The organism is Treponema sp. OMZ 803, assembly GCF_024181165.1.
Classification (GTDB): domain Bacteria; phylum Spirochaetota; class Spirochaetia; order Treponematales; family Treponemataceae; genus Treponema.
Genome location: NZ_CP051195.1, coordinates 1,076,751 through 1,093,995, shown reverse-complemented (window position 1 = coordinate 1,093,995; position 17,245 = coordinate 1,076,751). Strand labels below are relative to the sequence as shown.

Sequence of the window (17,245 nt, the reverse complement as noted above, 5' to 3'; positions counted from 1 at the left end):
AGCTTCGGTGTTTAGAGAGGTGCAGCATTGTTAATCGATTAAGCGACTCCGTGAGCTTCGGCGGGAACCTCGCTGATATATCCGGTACGCAGGCAGAGTGCAAACATATCATTATCAAGAAATTCTTCGCTGATTTTCTCATATCCTTCTTTATCATGGCAGATGCGGATAAAATATCCTTTGTCCGTTTCGTTCAGAATTGAAAAATAGGATACATCACCCGGATTACTTTTAATCGAATACAATTTCATACATTACCCTCCACTATAACGAAAAACGATGCAGTGTGCCGATCTCCATAAAATTATTCGCTTGCAGCAGACGGCATCTATTTATAGTTTCGGCACCGCCTCAAAGAGCTTTAGACCACAGCCATCAGGGCAAACGCATCAGGTAGAGTAGATAAAAGGCGCATAATCATTGAGGTTGTGAGACCATTTGAACCGCGAAGAGGTTCAACTCTGGTTGAACAGCCTCAATGATTATGCGGGGCTGCTAAAAAACAGCCTGATGCGCTTGCCCTGCCTGAACTTGACATATCTTGTATCTATGCTATGATTAGCTCATAAATATTTTGATTCTAACAAATTTTTTTTGTATAAGAATTGGAGAGGTCTTAAAAGGCGATTACTCGTTCGCCATCCCCATTCTCGATTGAAAGGAGTTACGTATGGACAAGATTCTTTGGGCGGAAAATAAGCTTCCGAAAACAGACAACAAACAGCTCGCGGTAATGGCTTTAGACGAAATCAATAAGGCACATGCGTTCCATAAAAGCTTCCCGCAGTATGCACCAACACCGCTCGTTCTATTAAAAAATATGGCGGATATGCTCGGCGTCGGGTCGGTATTTATCAAAGACGAATCATGGCGATTCGGTTTAAATGCTTTTAAAGTACTCGGAGGTTCCTTTGCGATGGCAAAGTATATTGCAAAGCAGCTTAAAAAAGATGTTTCGGAACTCCCCTACGATGTATTAACCGGCGAAAAACTGCGGAAAGAATTCGGGCAGGCTACGTTTTTTACCGCAACCGACGGAAATCACGGACGAGGCGTGGCCTGGGCTGCAAATAAACTCGGTCAAAAATCGGTCGTGCTGATGCCCAAAGGCTCTACTAAAACCCGCTTCGATAATATCGCAAAAGAAGGCGCAAAGGTTACTATAGAAAACGTCAACTACGATGAATGCGTACGTATGGCTGCCGCGCTTGCCGCAAAAACGGAACACGGTGTTATGGTACAGGACACTGCATGGGAAGGATACGAAGAAATCCCCGCATGGATTATGCAGGGCTATGGCACCATGGCACTTGAAGCCGCAGAACAACTCAAAGCGGCAGGCGTAGACCGGCCAACCCATATCTTTGTACAGGCGGGGGTCGGTTCGCTTGCAGGAGCTATACAGGGCTATTTTAAAAACCTTTTCCCCGACAATTGCCCCATTACCGTCGTAGTGGAAGCTCGCGCTGCGGACTGCTTGTATCGGTCGGCAACGGCGGCAGACGGTAAACCGCATTTTGTCACAGGAGACTTGAAAACCATTATGGCAGGACTCGCATGCGGCGAACCAAACACCATTTCTTGGGATATTCTCAAGAATAATACTAGCTGCTTTGTCTCCGCGCCCGATTGGGTTTCTGCCCGCGGTATGCGTATGCTCGCTGCTCCCATTAAAGGAGATTCGCCGGTTACCTCAGGAGAATCGGGCGCCGTCCCCTTCGGCCTGTTATCTACAATTATGCAGCACGACGATATGAAGGATTTACGCGCAGCGTTAAAGCTCGACAAGAACTCAAAAATATTGTGCTTTTCTACGGAAGGTGATACCGATCCCGACATGTACAAAAAAATCGTCTGGGAAGGCGCCTATCCATCGCTATAACAAAATGTAAAAGTCGGTTAAGCCATGATACTTGTATCTTGCGGCTTAATCGGCTATCATATCCCGCACAGAGTTTTGCGTATCTCATGATTTGCAGTATCTCTGGATACAGGTAAAAAAGTTAATGTTTCCGTTGAGGTTTTAATGCAACTGACTAATATGCAGCTTATTATATTTGCAATGCTAATTCCCTGCGCCATATCAGCCTTCTTTGTGTACCTCGTAATCCTTTTTGCAAAACGGCACAACCTATACGATGATGTCGGCGGTAGAAAAATTCATTCGGGGAAAATTCCCCGTCTAGGCGGTATCGGTTTCTTTTCCGCCTTTGTATTGAGCATTTTTATCATCTACTTCAAATTTCCGGGCAGTATCGTTATAACCCGCCAATTCACGGCCATTATCATCGGGGGCTGCTTAATCTTTTTTATGGGACTATGGGACGATCTAAAAAATTGGCGGGCTATCTATAAACTTATTGTTCAATTAATTGCAGGATGTATCGTTGCCTATGCGGGTTTCCGCTTTACCCGTATCAGCTTTGCCCCCATTGGTCTTTTCATTTCCTTTGGCATTTTTGCATATCCGATAACGGTGCTCTGGATTGCAGGGGTTACCAATGCCGTAAACTTAATGGACGGTATCGATGGCCAAGTAGGCTGTTTGAGTGTTTCATTGCTAATCAGCTATATCGTTTTATTTTTTAAAGATTTGCCGCCTCATTTTTCTATGACTTACACCTGCATTATATTGGCTGCTACGCTTATAGGCTTTTTATTTTTTAATCTTTCTCGCCCTCATGCAAAGGTATTTATGGGCGATGCCGGCTCTCAGTTTCTCGGCTTTGTGCTTGCAGTACTTCCACTCGTGCCAAACAATGCCGGATCCGAAACCGTAGCGATTCCTTTCGCAATTATTTTTATGATGCTGCCTATTTTCGATATGATCGCCGCAATTTGGCGGCGGCTACGGGATAAAAAACCGATACGGGAAGGAGACAGAATGCATCTCCATCATAAGCTGATGCTCATCGGCTATTCGCCGCGAGGCGCATTGGTTACTGTGATGATTTTACAGATTATTATAGATATATTCGTAACGCTTGCCATCATTTTGCAAGGGCTTATGGCGCTGGTAACGCTTATCGGGCTTTTACTGGTGGGAATATTATTTTTTACGCTTATTCATTGTGAAAAGGAAAAACACCTGAAAAGCGATAGTTTTTAAGAGCTTCCATCTGTAGGCCACGGCTGCAAAGGAGACGATTATGTGGAAAAATTTAGACGAATGTTCCCTGTTTCGAGATTTACAGGAAGCACAAATACCTGATCTAAGACAGTGCCTGAAAGGAGAGAGCGGAGCAAACCGAATCGAGCGATACTCCATACCGATGGCTGCCGGTATGCACTACAATTACGCGGCTAAACAGGTTGACGATACGCTATTGCCTTTACTTCAAAAACTCGCAGACGAACAGCAGCTGATACTAAAATATCAACAGCTGCTTGAAGGCGAAGAAGTCAATACGGGAGAACACCGGAAAGTTCTGCATCATCTGACACGCGGACAGCTTGGCGACGATGTTATCTACAACGGCAAAAATATGCGTACCTTTTATTTGGAACAACAGAAGAAAGTCCGTGAGTTTTCCGAAGCTATCAGAAACGGTTCCATTACCGCTCCGTCCGGTAAGCCTTTCACCGATGTTGTACAGATCGGTATCGGCGGTTCGGATCTCGGCCCGCGCGCGTTGTACCTTGCGCTAAAAGCATGGGGGGAGCGGCATAACAAGCTCAAACTCCGCGCTCACTTTATATCGAATGTAGACCCTGACGATACGGCGGCAGTACTTTCCGCCCTTGACTTATCAACGACGCTGTTTATCTTGGTTTCAAAGAGCGGTACCACGCTCGAAACGCTCACCAATGAGCGCTTCGTCGGGCAATTTTTGCAGGAGGCGGGACTAAACCCTGCAAAGCAAATGGTTGCCGTAACGAGCGAAAGCAGTCCGCTTGCCAACAATCCTTCATACCTTGCATCCTTCTATATGGATGACTTTATCGGCGGGCGGTACTCTTCTACCTCTGTATGCGGAGGTGCGGTGCTTTCGTTGGCATTCGGAGCAGATACCTTTGAGGCCCTTCTCGCCGGAGCCACCGCAGCGGACAAGCAAGCCCTCGATCCGAACTATACCAAAAATGCCGCCCTCATGGATGCGCTGATCGGTGTCTATGAACGGAATATTCTCGGCTACGGCAGCACTGCGATTCTACCCTACAGCCAAGCGCTTTCCCGCTTTCCGGCTCATCTGCAGCAGCTGGATATGGAATCAAACGGAAAGTCGGTGAACCGCTTCGGCGAACCGATTCACTATAAAACAGGGCCGGTTATCTTTGGGGAACCGGGAACCAACGGGCAGCACTCGTTCTATCAGCTGCTGCACCAAGGCACCGATATTGTGCCGCTCCAGTTTATCGGCTTTGAAGAAAGTCAATACGGCAAAGACATTACCGTAGAAGGCTCTACCAGTCAGCAAAAGCTGCTTGCCAATGTCGTCGCGCAGATAACGGCCTTTGCGCTCGGTAAACAGGATGATAATGCGAATAAGAGCTTTGCCGGAGGGCGGCCTTCAAGCCTTATCTACGGAAAGGCGCTTACGCCGGAAGCGCTCGGCGCGCTGCTTGCTCATTACGAAAACAAGGTAATGTTCCAAGGTTTTATCTGGAATGTCAACAGTTTCGATCAGGAAGGTGTCCAGCTCGGTAAGGTGCTTGCTAAAAAAGTCTTATCGCACGATATGCCGCCCGAACTCGCCGCCTACGCCCGCTTTTTCGGACTATAGGCTGAGGGAATTATCACAACCGGTATGCTCAAGATCGTATCCGCCGAGTTTATCAAAGGGGCAATTAACAGTAAGCACTTCCCGCAGACGGGCATTCCCGAGTTTGCTTTTTTCGGACGCTCCAATGCGGGAAAGTCTTCGCTGATAAACATGCTCCTTAATAGAAAGGACCTCGTAAAAACAGGCTCAAAGCCGGGCATGACGCGAGAAATCAATTTTTTTGCGGTGAATGCCCCGGCAAACAAGCAGCCGAATGCTGAATCGTTTTGCGTTGCCGACTTACCCGGCTACGGCTTTGCGCAAGTATCCCAAGCGGAACGGAAGCGGATTGACGCTATGCTATATGATTACTGCACAACCCGCTCCACACTTAAAACGGTATTTTTATTGATGGATATCCGGCGGGATCCTGCTGAAATAGAACTGCAAACCTTGCAGTTTTTCCGGGAGCACAACATACCCGCTGTCTTGACGGCAACCAAAGCCGATAAGCTCAGTAAAAACGAACAGGCAACGCAGCTCCTTGCCCTTGCGTCCTTTTTTGAATGCAGCAAGGATAAAATAATCGTAACCTCTGCTACAAAAAAAACAGGCAGAGAAAAGCTGTTACAGCATCTCTCCGCCTGTCTCACGCATCAGGCTGTTTTTTAGCAGTCCCGCAAAATAAATGAGGCTGTTCTATTTATCATCATAATGATTTTTGCATTGAATAATTTTTATGAGTCCATCCTCTATTTTATAGACAAGTCTATTTTTTTCGTCTATTGTCCGTGACCAATAGCCGCTTAAATTTTCTTTTAATGGTTCAGGATGTCCTATGCCGCTATTGCCGTTTCGTTCAATATCAGTAAGCAGTTGATTAATTTTCTTTAACGTTTTTTTGTCTTGCAGTATCCAATATGTATAATCTGACCATGCATCATCTGAAAAATCCTTATGCACTTTTATACCTCAACAAGTTCATGTATTGAATGCTGCCCATTTTCCATTTGCTTTTTCGAATGTTCCAATACTTTCATATTTTTTTCAGAATAAAAAGAATTGTCTTGAATAATTTCAAACGGAATTTTATGCTGAATTAAGGTCTGTTTCAAGAATATACGTATTGCCGTAGTTGTATCCATTCCAATAGACTCAAAAAATGCATCTGCATCATTTTTTAGAGCTGCATCAACTCTTGTTTGAACTACTGCTGTTTTCATATCAACCTCCATATTTATAATGTAATATAAAAGTAATGGAAAAGCAATACTTATTCACAGTGTTAGGATAAATTATTTTTTATAGTGATACTATTTGGTATATGATTCTATGTTCATGATTTATTCTTCTTGATCACGAGCCGTAATCTAAGGGAAGCGGGGATGTCCCAAAAGTTGTTACTTTCGGGACATCCCCGTTCCCTGTAATAAAAATCCGAGTTGATAACCCGTTTTCCTATATCCGTGCCAGCGCCCCCATCGGATCCCACGGCTCAAGCTGTACGAGCGGCTGTTTTAAGGCGTCGAGCCATTTTTGTTCAACAAAGGTCTTTTCTACCATAATCTGATAGGTATACTCATCGAACCACGCATCGGACATCGAGAACATTCCCTTTTTGCCTGATTCGTCGCCCCACGAATTTTCTACCTGCCATTTAATCGGCTTCCCTGATTTATCCAGATCGACGCCGGTCAACACCATTGCGTGGGTAAGAAGGCTGTCGCCGTAATCGAGCCGTTCCGCTTTGGTGAACTCAGGCAGTTCGCCGAGTGTTTTATCATAGAGATAGACTTCGGTATCCATAATACCTTCGGGGCGGCAGATATACGGCCCCATATCGCAGCCGAACCAGACGGGTTTACCGGCTTTAATCGATTCAATAGCCGCCGTTTTGAGCGCTTCGATCGGTACATTGATGTAATGAATGGGTTCCGCTTCTTTCACGGTACCGAGAAACTTTACCGTGTAGGCTCTGCCATAAGGCTTATCTGCCGTCGGCGCATTGATTAAACTGATTTTATTGTTTAAATCCCAGCCGACATATTCCTTAAAGAACTGCTGCGGGGTAATCTGCTCTGCTTTGTGAAACTTCTTATCCTTATCGCGGCATTCAAAGTCGAATACGCGCGGCGGTTCGCCGAGCGCCTTAACCAAAAAGCTGTATACATGCGAGAGATAGATTTCCTTGTCTGCGCGAAGCTCTTTGATAGACTTTCCTGCCTTATGCCCGTCCCGCAACAGCTGCGCATATTTGCGAAGGCGATGGGTTAATTCGGCAACAAAGAAGCGCGTATCGGAAGAATGGAAGGTTTCGGGCATCACATCCTTAGGCACGGCGCCGTATTTTTGCAGAATACCGGAGAACATATCCCACTGTCCGCCATCCTGAATAGGCGCATCGAGCAGGTGAGCCATCAGCCGCCCTTCGAGCGGTTCGTCAAGGGTTTCCAAAATGCTTTCAAAAAAGTAATTGGATTTTTCAAGTTTATCCCAAAACAGCGTGTAGTTCTGGGAAAGCTCGAAGGTTTCCAAGTTGAGCTTTTTCATTATTTCTACACGGGCGGCATTTAGCGAAGCAAACATCCAACAGCGTCCGCTTTTTTTTTGATTGGTAATTTCTCCGCGCTCGGTTTCGTGAGAAAAACAAAAATTGTGACGGCGGCGGACATCATAGTTAAACGATGCGTCCTCGATACCGCTCTTGGCAACAGCCCCTGCAATAACTGCATTCGACGGGTCTGCACGATAGTCACTTTCAAACTTTTTTAAAAGTTCAGGTGAAATATTCATATATAACTCCTCTCGGTTTGATGTACCGTATGTAAACTGACGGTAATCATAATACATCGCATAGGCTATAAAATCAACCTTTTAGCAATGCAGCACATCGACTGCGCCGTATCCAGCCCAGCACTTTTGAAAAGAGCAAATGCAGATACAGGGCAACCGCATTATAAAATATTTGCAGCGGTTGCCTTCCTTCTGTGCGAAATTTTAAGCAAAATTTCGCACATTTTTCCAGCAGAGGGGGAAACGCATCAGGTAAAATAGATAAAAATCGCGGAAAAATTGAGACTGTGAGACCATTTGAACCATCTTCAACTGTTGTACATCCATGTACATCAGTTGAAGGCGAGTTTTGGTTGTACCAAAACATCGCTACTATATGAAACCACTGCCATCCTTGGCAGTTCTGGTCGAATAGTCTCAATTTTTCCGCGGGGGTGTTAAAAAAACGGCCTGATGCGTTTCCCCTGAATGCAGATATGCCGTATATTTTCAAAAGAAGTATAGTATGGTATAATGGAAAGCGATATCAATGTATTTTAATATTGCTAATGAGGTTATACATGGGAAACACGAAGGTGCGGAGTACAACCGTTATTGCCGTCAGACGCAACGGAAAGGTTGCGATGGCAGGTGACGGGCAGGTTACGATGGGGCAAACGGTGATGAAAGGCAATGCCCGCAAGGTCCGCAAGATTTACGACGGCAAAGTGATGACCGGTTTTGCCGGTGCAACGGCAGATGCCTTTACACTGCTCGAAAAGTTTGAAGGGCGGCTCAAGGAATACGGCGGCGACATTACCCGCGCTGCGGTTGAGCTTGCCAAAGAGTGGCGCACCAATAAAATGCTGAAAAATCTTGAAGCGCTGCTGTTGGTTGCGGATGCAAAGACTATTTTGCTGATTTCCGGAAACGGAGATGTCATTGAACCGCAGGAAGATGTACTCGCTATCGGATCAGGCGGCAATTATGCGTATGCCGCAGCACTCGCCTTACTCCGCAACACGGACTTATCAGCCCGCGAAATTGCTGAAAAGAGCTTAAATATCGCCGGACAGATTTGCGTATACACCAACGAAAACGTACATATAGAAGAAATTTGATAACGAGAGGAAAATACGATTATGACAATCAACTTGGATGAACTCACCCCTCCGCACATTGTGGCGGAGCTTGACAAATATATTATCGGGCAGACAAAGGCAAAGAAGGCCGTCGCCGTCGCCCTGCGGAATAGGACACGGCGGCTCAAATTGAGCGAAGAAATCCGCGAAGAAATAGCGCCTAAGAATATTCTGATGATCGGGCCGACCGGTGTGGGTAAAACCGAAATTGCCCGACGCCTTGCAAAACTTTCAGGAGCGCCGTTCCTTAAAGTAGAGGCGACAAAGTACACCGAAGTCGGCTATGTCGGCCGCGACGTTGAATCGATGATCCGTGACCTGATGGCTGTCGGCTATTCTATGGTAAAAAGCGAGATGCAGGAAACGCTGAAAGCACAAGCGGAAAAAAACACGGAGGAAATTCTCCTCGACCTTTTACTGCCGGGCTCCAACAAAAAGAAGCGAAACCGGAAAGAAAGCCCTAAGCCGCTTTTAATCGCCGGATCGGAACATGATGCAGAGGATGAAAACAGCAGGGAAATTCGAGTGGAAGTCAATTCGGCAGAAGACGGCAATCAAGCTGAAGACGATATGCATGAAACGAGGGAAAAGTTCCGCAAGATGCTGCGAGACGGCAAATTTGAAGATAAAATGGTAGAAGTTTCCGTGCAGCAGTCCGGTATGCCGAGTTTTGAAATCTTTGCCGGCGGTTCCAGCATGGAAGACCTCGAAAGCGCGATGTCGAATATCAGCAGTATGCTGATGGGCGCCGGTAAGAACAAGCGTAAAACGACCAGCGTAAAAGAAGCCCGTATGATCATTATGAACGATCAGCTCGATAAGCTCGTCGATCACGACAAGATTGTAGAAGAAGCAAAAGAGCGAGTTGAACAGATGGGCATCATTTTTATCGACGAAATCGATAAAGTTGCTTCCAAAAGCGAGCGGAGCAGCGGCATCGACGTATCCCGTGAAGGCGTACAGCGCGACATCCTTCCAATCGTAGAAGGCTCCAAAGTCAACACGAAGTTCGGCGTCGTCGATACCCGTCACATCCTGTTCATCGCGGCGGGGGCTTTCAGCATTTCAAAACCGAGCGACCTTATTCCCGAATTTCAGGGACGCTTCCCGCTGCGGGTGGAACTGGAATCACTCCATGTGGAAGACTTTAAGCGGATTCTGCTTGAACCTAAGAACGCATTAACCAAACAGTACAAAGCGCTGCTCGAAACCGAAGGGCTGACCATCATCTTTAAGGATGAAGCAATCGACCGCATGAGCAATCTCGCAGCGGAAGTCAACTCGACGATGGAAAACATCGGTGCCCGCCGCCTCCACACGATTATGGAAATGTTGCTGGAGGATATTTCGTTTAACGCAAGCGATATGAACGAAAAAACCATCGAAATAGACCGCGCATACGTCGACGAACGGTTGAAGGACATCGTACAGGATCAAGATTTATCCCGTTATATCCTGTAACGTTTCTCAAGGGAATTTTTATAATGCCGATATATGAGTATACGAATAGCTTAATAGAAATAAAGAGGAGTTGAGATGCACATAAACAGTTTTCAAAAGACAGTTGATCTTTTACACCGTGCGCTTGATGTAAACGCCCTTCGCTATACCGTGTCGGCAAATAACCTTGCAAACTCGGAGATACCGGATTTCAAGCGGACATCGGTCAATTTTGAAACGGAGTTAAAACATGCGCTCGATTCCGAAAAACGGGCTGCAGGTCAGTTTCAGTTAGCGGTAACCGATCCCCGTCATATTAAGTCGGACGGCGTTATCGACTATCGTTCGGTTTCTCCGCGGCGTGTATTGGATTACATGACAACGGCAAAGGCGAACGGCAACAACGTAGATGCTGAAGAAGAAGCGATGAATATCCTCAAGATTCAGATGCAGTATCAACTGTTGAGTCAGATGACCGGTTTTCAGTACAGCCAAGTACAGTCGGTATTGAAATAAGGAGCAGTAAATGGGTATCTTCAGCAGTATAAACATAGCGGCGACCGGCATGAGCGCCGAACGGTTACGGACAGATGTTATTTCCGATAATATCGCCAATGCTTCCACTACCAGTTCACAGGAAGGCGGCTATTTCCGCCGCAGCCGCGTCGTTCTTGCGCAGAAAAACGACGGCATCGATTGGCGGCTTCCCTTTGTTTCTTCCGATATGGATAGAGGTGTCGGAACGGGGGTTCGTGTAACCGGTATCGAAAAAGATAACTCCGAACCGCGGCTTTCCTATGAACCCGACCATCCCCATGCAATACTTTCTGGGCCGAAAGCGGGTTACGTGGAATATCCGAATGTGAATATCGTAACGGAAATGGTTGACCTGATCTCCGCCTCCCGCTCGTATGAAGCGAATGCGGCAGTTGTTCAGGGTTCAAAAGAAATGTTTCAGCGTGCGCTCGAGATCGGACGCTAGCGAGATAAGGGGCACCTATGACTATTACCAATACGGCAACCTTGTATAAGATTCCGGCTATTATGAAAAATCCGGCAATAACGCCGATCGCCGTCGATAACTTCCGCAGCCGCATGGTTTCGGATACGGATTTAGTTGACACGGCAGTAAATAAAAAAGCCATGAGTTTTGAGCAAACCCTGCTCAAGGCCTTTGACGAAGTAAATGCAAAACAGCAGCGGACTGCGGAACTCGGACAACAAATGATTGTCGATCCGGAATCCGTAGATGTACACGATATTACCATCGCAATGGCGGAAGCCGGCATGTCGCTGAAAATTGCACAGACGCTGATCGACCGCGTCGTAAAAAGTTGGAATGATATTACCATAACCAGATAATGGAGCTGTTATAATTACTAAACGTGTTCGGAAACTTCAGTTTCAGAACAGGTTCCTTGGAATGCGATGTTTTAAATCGTGCTATTTGCGCGATTTAAAACTCGTCGACCTGTTCGACAACAGAGTTATCGAACAGGTCTATTGTAGCAGGTTCGTTCAGTAAGGGGGAGGACACATGAACGAATGGTTTAAAAAGACAATAACGCAAATCAAAACACTGTGGAGTAAGTGGACGCCTATTCAAAAAGGGATATTGGCAGCTGTCGTCGTTGCAGCGATTGTCATTATCGTCTTGCTTACTTCATGGTCGGCTAAACCATCGCTCGTACCGCTCATCGATACTCCGGTAACGGATGCAACGGTGAGGGAACGCATTATTCTCAGGCTCAACGAAGAGAATGTAAAAGCGACCGTTTCGCAATCGGGTGTTATTTCAGTAAACGACGAGCAAACCGCCCGCCGGATGCGTGCCATTCTCTTGCGTGAAGACCTTATTCCGCAAAATACCGACCCGTGGGCACTGTTCGATGTAGAGCGCTGGACACGGACGGACTTTGAACGCAATATCGATAAGCGGCGCGCCATCACCGAAGAAATCCGCAAACACATTAAAGCATTGGATGACATCGATGATGTAAATGTTGTTATCAACCCTGCTCAAACAGAAACCGTTCTGAAAGGTGAAGAAGTGCCTGCGACTGCCAGCGTTATACTGTATCCTAAGCCGGGCAGCGACATCAGCACAAACCGCAAAAAAATTGAAGGCATTCAAAAGCTGCTTAAATATGCCGTTTCGGACTTAAAAGATGAGAATATTTCCATAGCCGATAACAACGGGAATATCCTCAACGATTTTGGCGGCATGAAAGACTTTGATCGCTTATCCATTATAGAGAAGCAGCAGAAGATTATCTCACAACTGGAAATGAAGTATGAGGCAAAAATACTCAATCTCTTAAAGCAGACGTATGGAATCGATCGTGTCAGGGACCTCAGCATTAAAATCGATATGGATATGTCGGAAAAGACCGCAGAAACGGTAGAATTCCTGCCCTTCCAGCTGAAACCGGACAATCCTGAAACCCCATACGATGAATCCGAGGTTCGCGCTTCGGTAACCCGCTCTTCGGAAACGGCAACAACAACCTATCAGGGGACAGGCTTTAATCCCGAAGGCCCCGCCGGTGTGGAAGGACAAACAGCTCCTTCATATCGGGATACCAGCAATTTAACAGGTTTGTCTACGCAGTCGATTGTAAAGACAAATGAAGAAATCGGTAGTCGGAGAACATCCGAGATTGTCAGTCCTGAAATGGGACGCCGTACCGTATCGGTCAATATCGACGGGCAATGGCGTAAAAAGAAAGATGCAAACGGCAATCTCATCATTAAAGACGGACAGATTGAGCGTGAGTATATCCCAATTTCAGATGAAGAATTGCAGAAAGCGACACAAGCGGTACAAAACGCAATCGGATACAATGCACTCCGGAACGATTCGGTAAGCGTCCTCAATATTCAATTCGACCGCATGGCAGAATTTGAAAAAGAAGATGAAGCTTATTTTAGAGCCGTTCAACGGCGATGGATATTGCTGATCAGCCTAGCAGGCTTGGCATTCCTGTTACTCGTCTTTATTATCTACCGTATTGTCAGCCGCGAAATTGAACGTAGAAAGCGGCTCCGTGAAGAAGAGCTTTTGCGGCAGCATCAGCTTGAACGCGAAAAAGCACTGTGGGAGGCTGAACAGGCCGGTATGGAAGTTTCAATGTCCGTAGAAGAGATGAAACGGCGCGAACTGTTGGAAAATGTGATAAACAATGCGCGTGAGCATCCTGAAGATGTTGCATTGCTGCTACGCACATGGTTGATGGAGGAATAGTATGGCAGTATCACCCGCAAAAGAAAAAACGAATGCAGCAAACAGTAAAAAGCAGAAAGATATAAAATCACTGAACGGACGTCAAAAAGCGGCGATTTTCTTGGTTGCAGTCGGAGAAGAAATCTCCGCCAAAATCATGGAACAGATGCGCGAGGACGAAATCGAAAAACTCGTGTTCGAAATCGCCCGTACCGAAACGGTTGAATCCGAGCTGAAAGAAGCGGTATTACAAGAGTTCCAAGAGCTCATGGCAGCTCAAAACTTCATTACGACCGGCGGTATCGACTATGCGCGCGGATTATTGGAGAAATCTTTAGGGAGCCAAAAGGCAATTGAGGTCATCAATAGGCTCACCAGCTCGCTACAAGTACGTCCCTTCGACTTTATCCGGCGTACCGATCCGGCGCATCTTTTAAACTTTATCCAGCAGGAACATCCGCAAACCATTGCGCTGATCCTTGCGTATCTGGAACCGCAGAAAGCATCAGTCATTTTGCAAAACCTGCCCGATGAAATTCAGAGCGACGTAGCCCGCCGTATCGCAACGATGGATAGAACCTCGCCCGATGTTTTGCGCGAGGTTGAACGGGTACTCGAAAAGAAGCTTTCTACCCTCTCCAGCGAAGATTATACGGCAGCGGGCGGTGTCGAAAGCATCGTTGAAATCCTCAACCTTGTCGACCGGTCTTCCGAAAAGTCGATTATCGAATCGCTTGAAGATCAAGACCCCGACCTGGCGGAAGAGATCAAGAAGCGAATGTTCGTGTTCGAAGATATTGTTATGCTCGACGACCGTTCCATTCAGAAGGTGCTGCGTGAGGTTAACAGTGAAGAGCTTGCAAAAGCGCTTAAGATTGTCGATACCGAAGTACAGGATAAGATATTCAGAAATATGTCCAAACGTGCGGCAAGCATGTTAAAAGAAGAAATGGAATACATGGGGCCGACTCGTTTGAAGGACGTCGAAGAAGCGCAGCAGAAGATTGTTTCGATTATCCGGCACTTGGAGGACAACGGCGATATTGTTATTGCACGTTCCGACGAAGACGAGATGATTGTCTAACCAAAACAGCATAATCAAATCGGCAAAAGGAGATTCTGAAAGTGGCTAAAAATATTTTTCACGATTTTGAAGTTAAAAAACTCAGCGGAGACATGGTACTCACCTTAGAGAAAACCTTTGAACCGGAAACTACTACCGAGGTGGTAGAAGCCGTTCCGGTTCCCGAGGGGCCGACACTTGAAGATCTCAAAAACGAAGCGGAAGAATTTAAACGTCAGTGGGAAATTGAAAAAGAGCAGCTCATAGCCGACGCTCACCGCGAAGCCGATGAAATTATCGAAAACGCAAAGAAAACCGCTTTTGAAGAAGCAAAGCGACAGATGGACGTGTCTCAGATTGATGCGCAAAAAGCTCGCGATCAAGCACAAGAACTCGTCAGCGAAGCGGAAAAAAAAGCCGCAGACATTGTCGACAAGGCCGAACAAACCGAAGCGGCTACGCAGAAAAAAGCTTTTACCGAAGGTTTCGATGCCGGACGGGAAGCGGGATTCAAAGAAGGAAAAGTCGAAGTAACCCGTTTGATAGAACGTCTCCATACGATGATCGAACGTACGATGGATAAACGCGAGGAGATTTTAGCGCAGACGGAACAGCAGATTGTTGACCTCGTGCTGTTGATGACCCGCAAGATTGTAAAAGTAATCTCCGAAAATCAGCGGAATGTCGTAACATCGAATATTATCCATGCGCTACGTAAGGTAAAGGGACGCGCCGATGTCATTATACGGGTAAACCTCGCCGATGTCGGCTTAACGAGCGAGCATACCAAGGACTTCTTGGCAGCGGCAGAGAATATCAAAAACATCACCGTTGTGGAAGACCTATCGGTCGATGCGGGCGGTTGTATTATCGAAACCGACTTCGGTTCGGTAGATGCACGTATCGCCTCCCAGCTGCATGAACTTGAACAACGCATCCTCGAAATATCTCCGATACGGACGCGGGCGGCTTCCTCCGACGGATCTTCAAATCGAAAGTAGCTTATGACGTCGCCTTTTGATAAATACCTTGACGCAGTTTCCGAAACGGAACCCATTAAGCGCACCGGTGTTGTTAGCCGGGTGCAGGGGCTCCTTATCGAAAGTCGCGGCCCGCAAGCCTCCGTCGGGGAATTATGCAGAATCAATCTGAAAGATAACACAGAGAGTATCATCGCCGAGGTTATCGGTTTAAACGGTTCAACCGTACAGTTGATGGCCTACGAAGATATACAGGGAGTGGAAATCGGCTGTGATGTTATCGCGAGCGGAACGATGCTTTCCGTACCAGTCGGTTCGGTACTGCTCGGCCGTGTCGTTGATTCACTCGGAAGGGCGGCGGACGGCAAACAGGAACCCTACTCTCCCCTTCACTACCCTATCCTTGCTTCGCCACCTGACCCACTGGAACGGCGTCCCATTAAAGAACGAATCGTAACCGGTATCCGCGCTATCGACGCGCTCCTTGCCGTCGGCAGAGGGCAGCGTATCGGTATCTTTGCCGGTTCGGGTATCGGTAAATCAACCTTGATGGGCATGATTGCGCGAAACACGAGCGCCGACGTCAACGTCATTGCGCTTATCGGCGAACGCGGCCGCGAGGTAAACGATTTCTTGGAACACGACCTCGGGCCGGAAGGTTTAAAGCATTCGGTTGTAGTAACCGCTACATCGGATACCAGCCCGCTCGCCCGTATCCGCGGCGCATATACGGCAACGGCAATCGCCGAGTATTTCCGTGACCAAGGAAAGGATGTGATGCTCCTTTTCGATTCGGTTACCCGCTTTGCCAAGGCGCAGCGCGAAATCAGCCTCGCAATTGGGGAACCACCGGCAACCCGCGGCTACACTCCGAGCGTTTTTGAGGTGCTGCCTAAACTGCTCGAGCGGAGCGGAACTTCTGCAAAAGGTTCGATTACCGGGTTTTATACCGTACTCGTTGACGGCGACGACATGGACGAGCCGATTTCCGATGCGGTACGCGGTATTTTGGACGGGCACATTGTACTTAACCGAAAACTAGCACAGCGCGGGCACTACCCTGCCATCGACGTACTCGGCAGTATTTCCCGTTTGGCAAATCGCGTTTCAGGAGAATGCAGTAAAAAAGCAGCACAGTATATGCGTAAATTGATGGCAGTCTATGCCGATGCCGAAGATATGATTCAGGTCGGCGCATACCAAAAAGGCAGTAATCCTGCCATCGACGAGGCGATTGCACACCATGATAAAATCGAAACCTTTTTACAGCAAGAGGTAAACGATCCCGCGCCCATCGAAAAAACGCTGGAACAACTCAGCGCCATTACCCACATCGACATACCAAATGAAGAAAGCTTCCAAGCGGGGGCAGGTGCGGCAAAAAAATACCTGATGCCGTCGGAAGCCGCCGACCTGTACAAAGCCGAAATTGAAAAGCCGCCTGAAGATTACGCGGAAGAATAATCCCCTATGAAGAAATTTCAGTTTTCGCTTCAAAAGCTCTTGGATATCCGAACCTTCCGCGAAAAAGAAGCGGAAACCAACCTCGGACGTGCCGTTGCCGCCCGCGAAGCGATTGTGTTGCGCCTTACCGAAATCGCACAGGAAGAAATAAAAACTCGTCGATCGCTCGGGGTAAGCCTTAAAACCCCTGCTGAGCTCACCTTGCACGAAAACTACTTGGAACGGCTCCGTATCGACCGGGAAAAACAGGAAAAAGCGCTGGTAGAGGCGGAACTCGTCATCGAAAAAATGCGGAAAATCTATATCAAAGCACATCAGGAGCGGCTCATCGTAACGAAGCTGCGGGAACGGAAAGAAGTCGAATGGAAAGCTGAGGGGCTGAAACAGCAGGATGCGATTCTCGACGACATCGTCAATGCCCGCGAATATAGAAAAAGCCAAAACTTATACTCTTAGTT

General features: G+C 47.1%; 18 protein-coding genes. 14 read left to right on the top strand and 4 right to left on the bottom strand.

The genetic code is table 11. The annotated features are described in order from the left end of the window. Positions 1 to 38: 38 nt before the first annotated feature. Positions 39 to 251 (bottom strand): hypothetical protein, encoded by a 213-nt coding sequence (locus ABH09_RS05065; protein ID WP_044015951.1) that lies wholly within the window; start codon positions 249 to 251, stop codon positions 39 to 41. A gap of 419 nt (positions 252 to 670) precedes the next feature. On the opposite strand from ABH09_RS05065, the gene dpaL reads away from it, so the two are divergent. From dpaL to yihA, 4 genes are all read left to right on the top strand, one after another. Then, the gene (dpaL, locus tag ABH09_RS05060) at positions 671 to 1,882 is read left to right on the top strand and encodes a diaminopropionate ammonia-lyase (protein WP_253715456.1); all 1,212 of its coding nucleotides are present in this window, start codon (positions 671 to 673) and stop codon (positions 1,880 to 1,882) included. A 144-nt stretch (positions 1,883 to 2,026) separates the two neighbouring features. After that, positions 2,027 to 3,109, top strand: coding sequence for an MraY family glycosyltransferase (locus ABH09_RS05055; protein WP_253715455.1), 1,083 nt, complete (start codon positions 2,027 to 2,029; stop codon positions 3,107 to 3,109). Between the two features lie 40 nt (positions 3,110 to 3,149). After that, on the top strand, positions 3,150 to 4,724 hold the full coding sequence (locus tag ABH09_RS05050; RefSeq protein WP_371922125.1) for a glucose-6-phosphate isomerase: 1,575 nt from the start codon (positions 3,150 to 3,152) through the stop codon (positions 4,722 to 4,724). A gap of 24 nt (positions 4,725 to 4,748) precedes the next feature. After that, the gene (yihA, locus tag ABH09_RS05045; protein WP_253715454.1) at positions 4,749 to 5,375 is read left to right on the top strand and encodes a ribosome biogenesis GTP-binding protein YihA/YsxC; all 627 of its coding nucleotides are present in this window, start codon (positions 4,749 to 4,751) and stop codon (positions 5,373 to 5,375) included. A gap of 27 nt (positions 5,376 to 5,402) precedes the next feature. Here yihA and ABH09_RS05040 read toward each other — a convergent pair whose 3' ends face one another. From ABH09_RS05040 to ABH09_RS05030, 3 genes are all read right to left on the bottom strand, one after another. Next, the gene (locus ABH09_RS05040) at positions 5,403 to 5,666 is read right to left on the bottom strand and encodes a Txe/YoeB family addiction module toxin (RefSeq protein WP_253715453.1); all 264 of its coding nucleotides are present in this window, start codon (positions 5,664 to 5,666) and stop codon (positions 5,403 to 5,405) included. Between the two features lie 2 nt (positions 5,667 to 5,668). After that, entirely contained in the window at positions 5,669 to 5,926 is a 258-nt protein-coding gene (locus tag ABH09_RS05035) for a type II toxin-antitoxin system RelB/DinJ family antitoxin (protein ID WP_253715452.1), read from the bottom strand. A gap of 235 nt (positions 5,927 to 6,161) precedes the next feature. After that, entirely contained in the window at positions 6,162 to 7,496 is a 1,335-nt protein-coding gene (locus tag ABH09_RS05030) for a C1 family peptidase (RefSeq protein WP_253715451.1), read from the bottom strand. 560 nt (positions 7,497 to 8,056) lie between these two features. On the opposite strand from ABH09_RS05030, the gene hslV reads away from it, so the two are divergent. From hslV to fliJ, 10 genes are all read left to right on the top strand, one after another. Then, positions 8,057 to 8,596: an ATP-dependent protease subunit HslV gene (hslV, locus tag ABH09_RS05025; protein WP_253715450.1), complete on the top strand. Its 540-nt coding sequence runs from the start codon at positions 8,057 to 8,059 to the stop codon at positions 8,594 to 8,596. A gap of 21 nt (positions 8,597 to 8,617) precedes the next feature. Next, complete coding sequence (gene hslU, locus ABH09_RS05020) at positions 8,618 to 10,078, top strand: ATP-dependent protease ATPase subunit HslU (protein ID WP_253715449.1); 1,461 nt, start codon at positions 8,618 to 8,620, stop codon at positions 10,076 to 10,078. 75 nt (positions 10,079 to 10,153) lie between these two features. After that, entirely contained in the window at positions 10,154 to 10,573 is a 420-nt protein-coding gene (gene flgB, locus ABH09_RS05015; protein ID WP_162663255.1) for a flagellar basal body rod protein FlgB, read from the top strand. Positions 10,574 to 10,583: 10 nt separating this feature from the next. Next, on the top strand, positions 10,584 to 11,039 hold the full coding sequence (gene flgC / locus ABH09_RS05010; RefSeq protein ID WP_016524168.1) for a flagellar basal body rod protein FlgC: 456 nt from the start codon (positions 10,584 to 10,586) through the stop codon (positions 11,037 to 11,039). Between the two features lie 17 nt (positions 11,040 to 11,056). After that, the gene (fliE, locus tag ABH09_RS05005) at positions 11,057 to 11,419 is read left to right on the top strand and encodes a flagellar hook-basal body complex protein FliE (protein ID WP_162663253.1); all 363 of its coding nucleotides are present in this window, start codon (positions 11,057 to 11,059) and stop codon (positions 11,417 to 11,419) included. Positions 11,420 to 11,594: 175 nt separating this feature from the next. After that, complete coding sequence (fliF, locus tag ABH09_RS05000; protein WP_253715448.1) at positions 11,595 to 13,301, top strand: flagellar basal-body MS-ring/collar protein FliF; 1,707 nt, start codon at positions 11,595 to 11,597, stop codon at positions 13,299 to 13,301. A gap of 1 nt (position 13,302) precedes the next feature. Then, positions 13,303 to 14,364: a flagellar motor switch protein FliG gene (gene fliG / locus ABH09_RS04995; RefSeq protein ID WP_253715447.1), complete on the top strand. Its 1,062-nt coding sequence runs from the start codon at positions 13,303 to 13,305 to the stop codon at positions 14,362 to 14,364. Between the two features lie 41 nt (positions 14,365 to 14,405). Beyond that, on the top strand, positions 14,406 to 15,344 hold the full coding sequence (gene fliH / locus ABH09_RS04990; protein WP_162663247.1) for a flagellar assembly protein FliH: 939 nt from the start codon (positions 14,406 to 14,408) through the stop codon (positions 15,342 to 15,344). 3 nt (positions 15,345 to 15,347) lie between these two features. Continuing rightward, on the top strand, positions 15,348 to 16,787 hold the full coding sequence (gene fliI / locus ABH09_RS04985) for a flagellar protein export ATPase FliI (RefSeq protein WP_253715446.1): 1,440 nt from the start codon (positions 15,348 to 15,350) through the stop codon (positions 16,785 to 16,787). 6 nt (positions 16,788 to 16,793) lie between these two features. Then, complete coding sequence (gene fliJ / locus ABH09_RS04980; RefSeq protein ID WP_253715445.1) at positions 16,794 to 17,243, top strand: flagellar export protein FliJ; 450 nt, start codon at positions 16,794 to 16,796, stop codon at positions 17,241 to 17,243. The last annotated feature ends 2 nt before the right edge of the window (positions 17,244 to 17,245 follow it).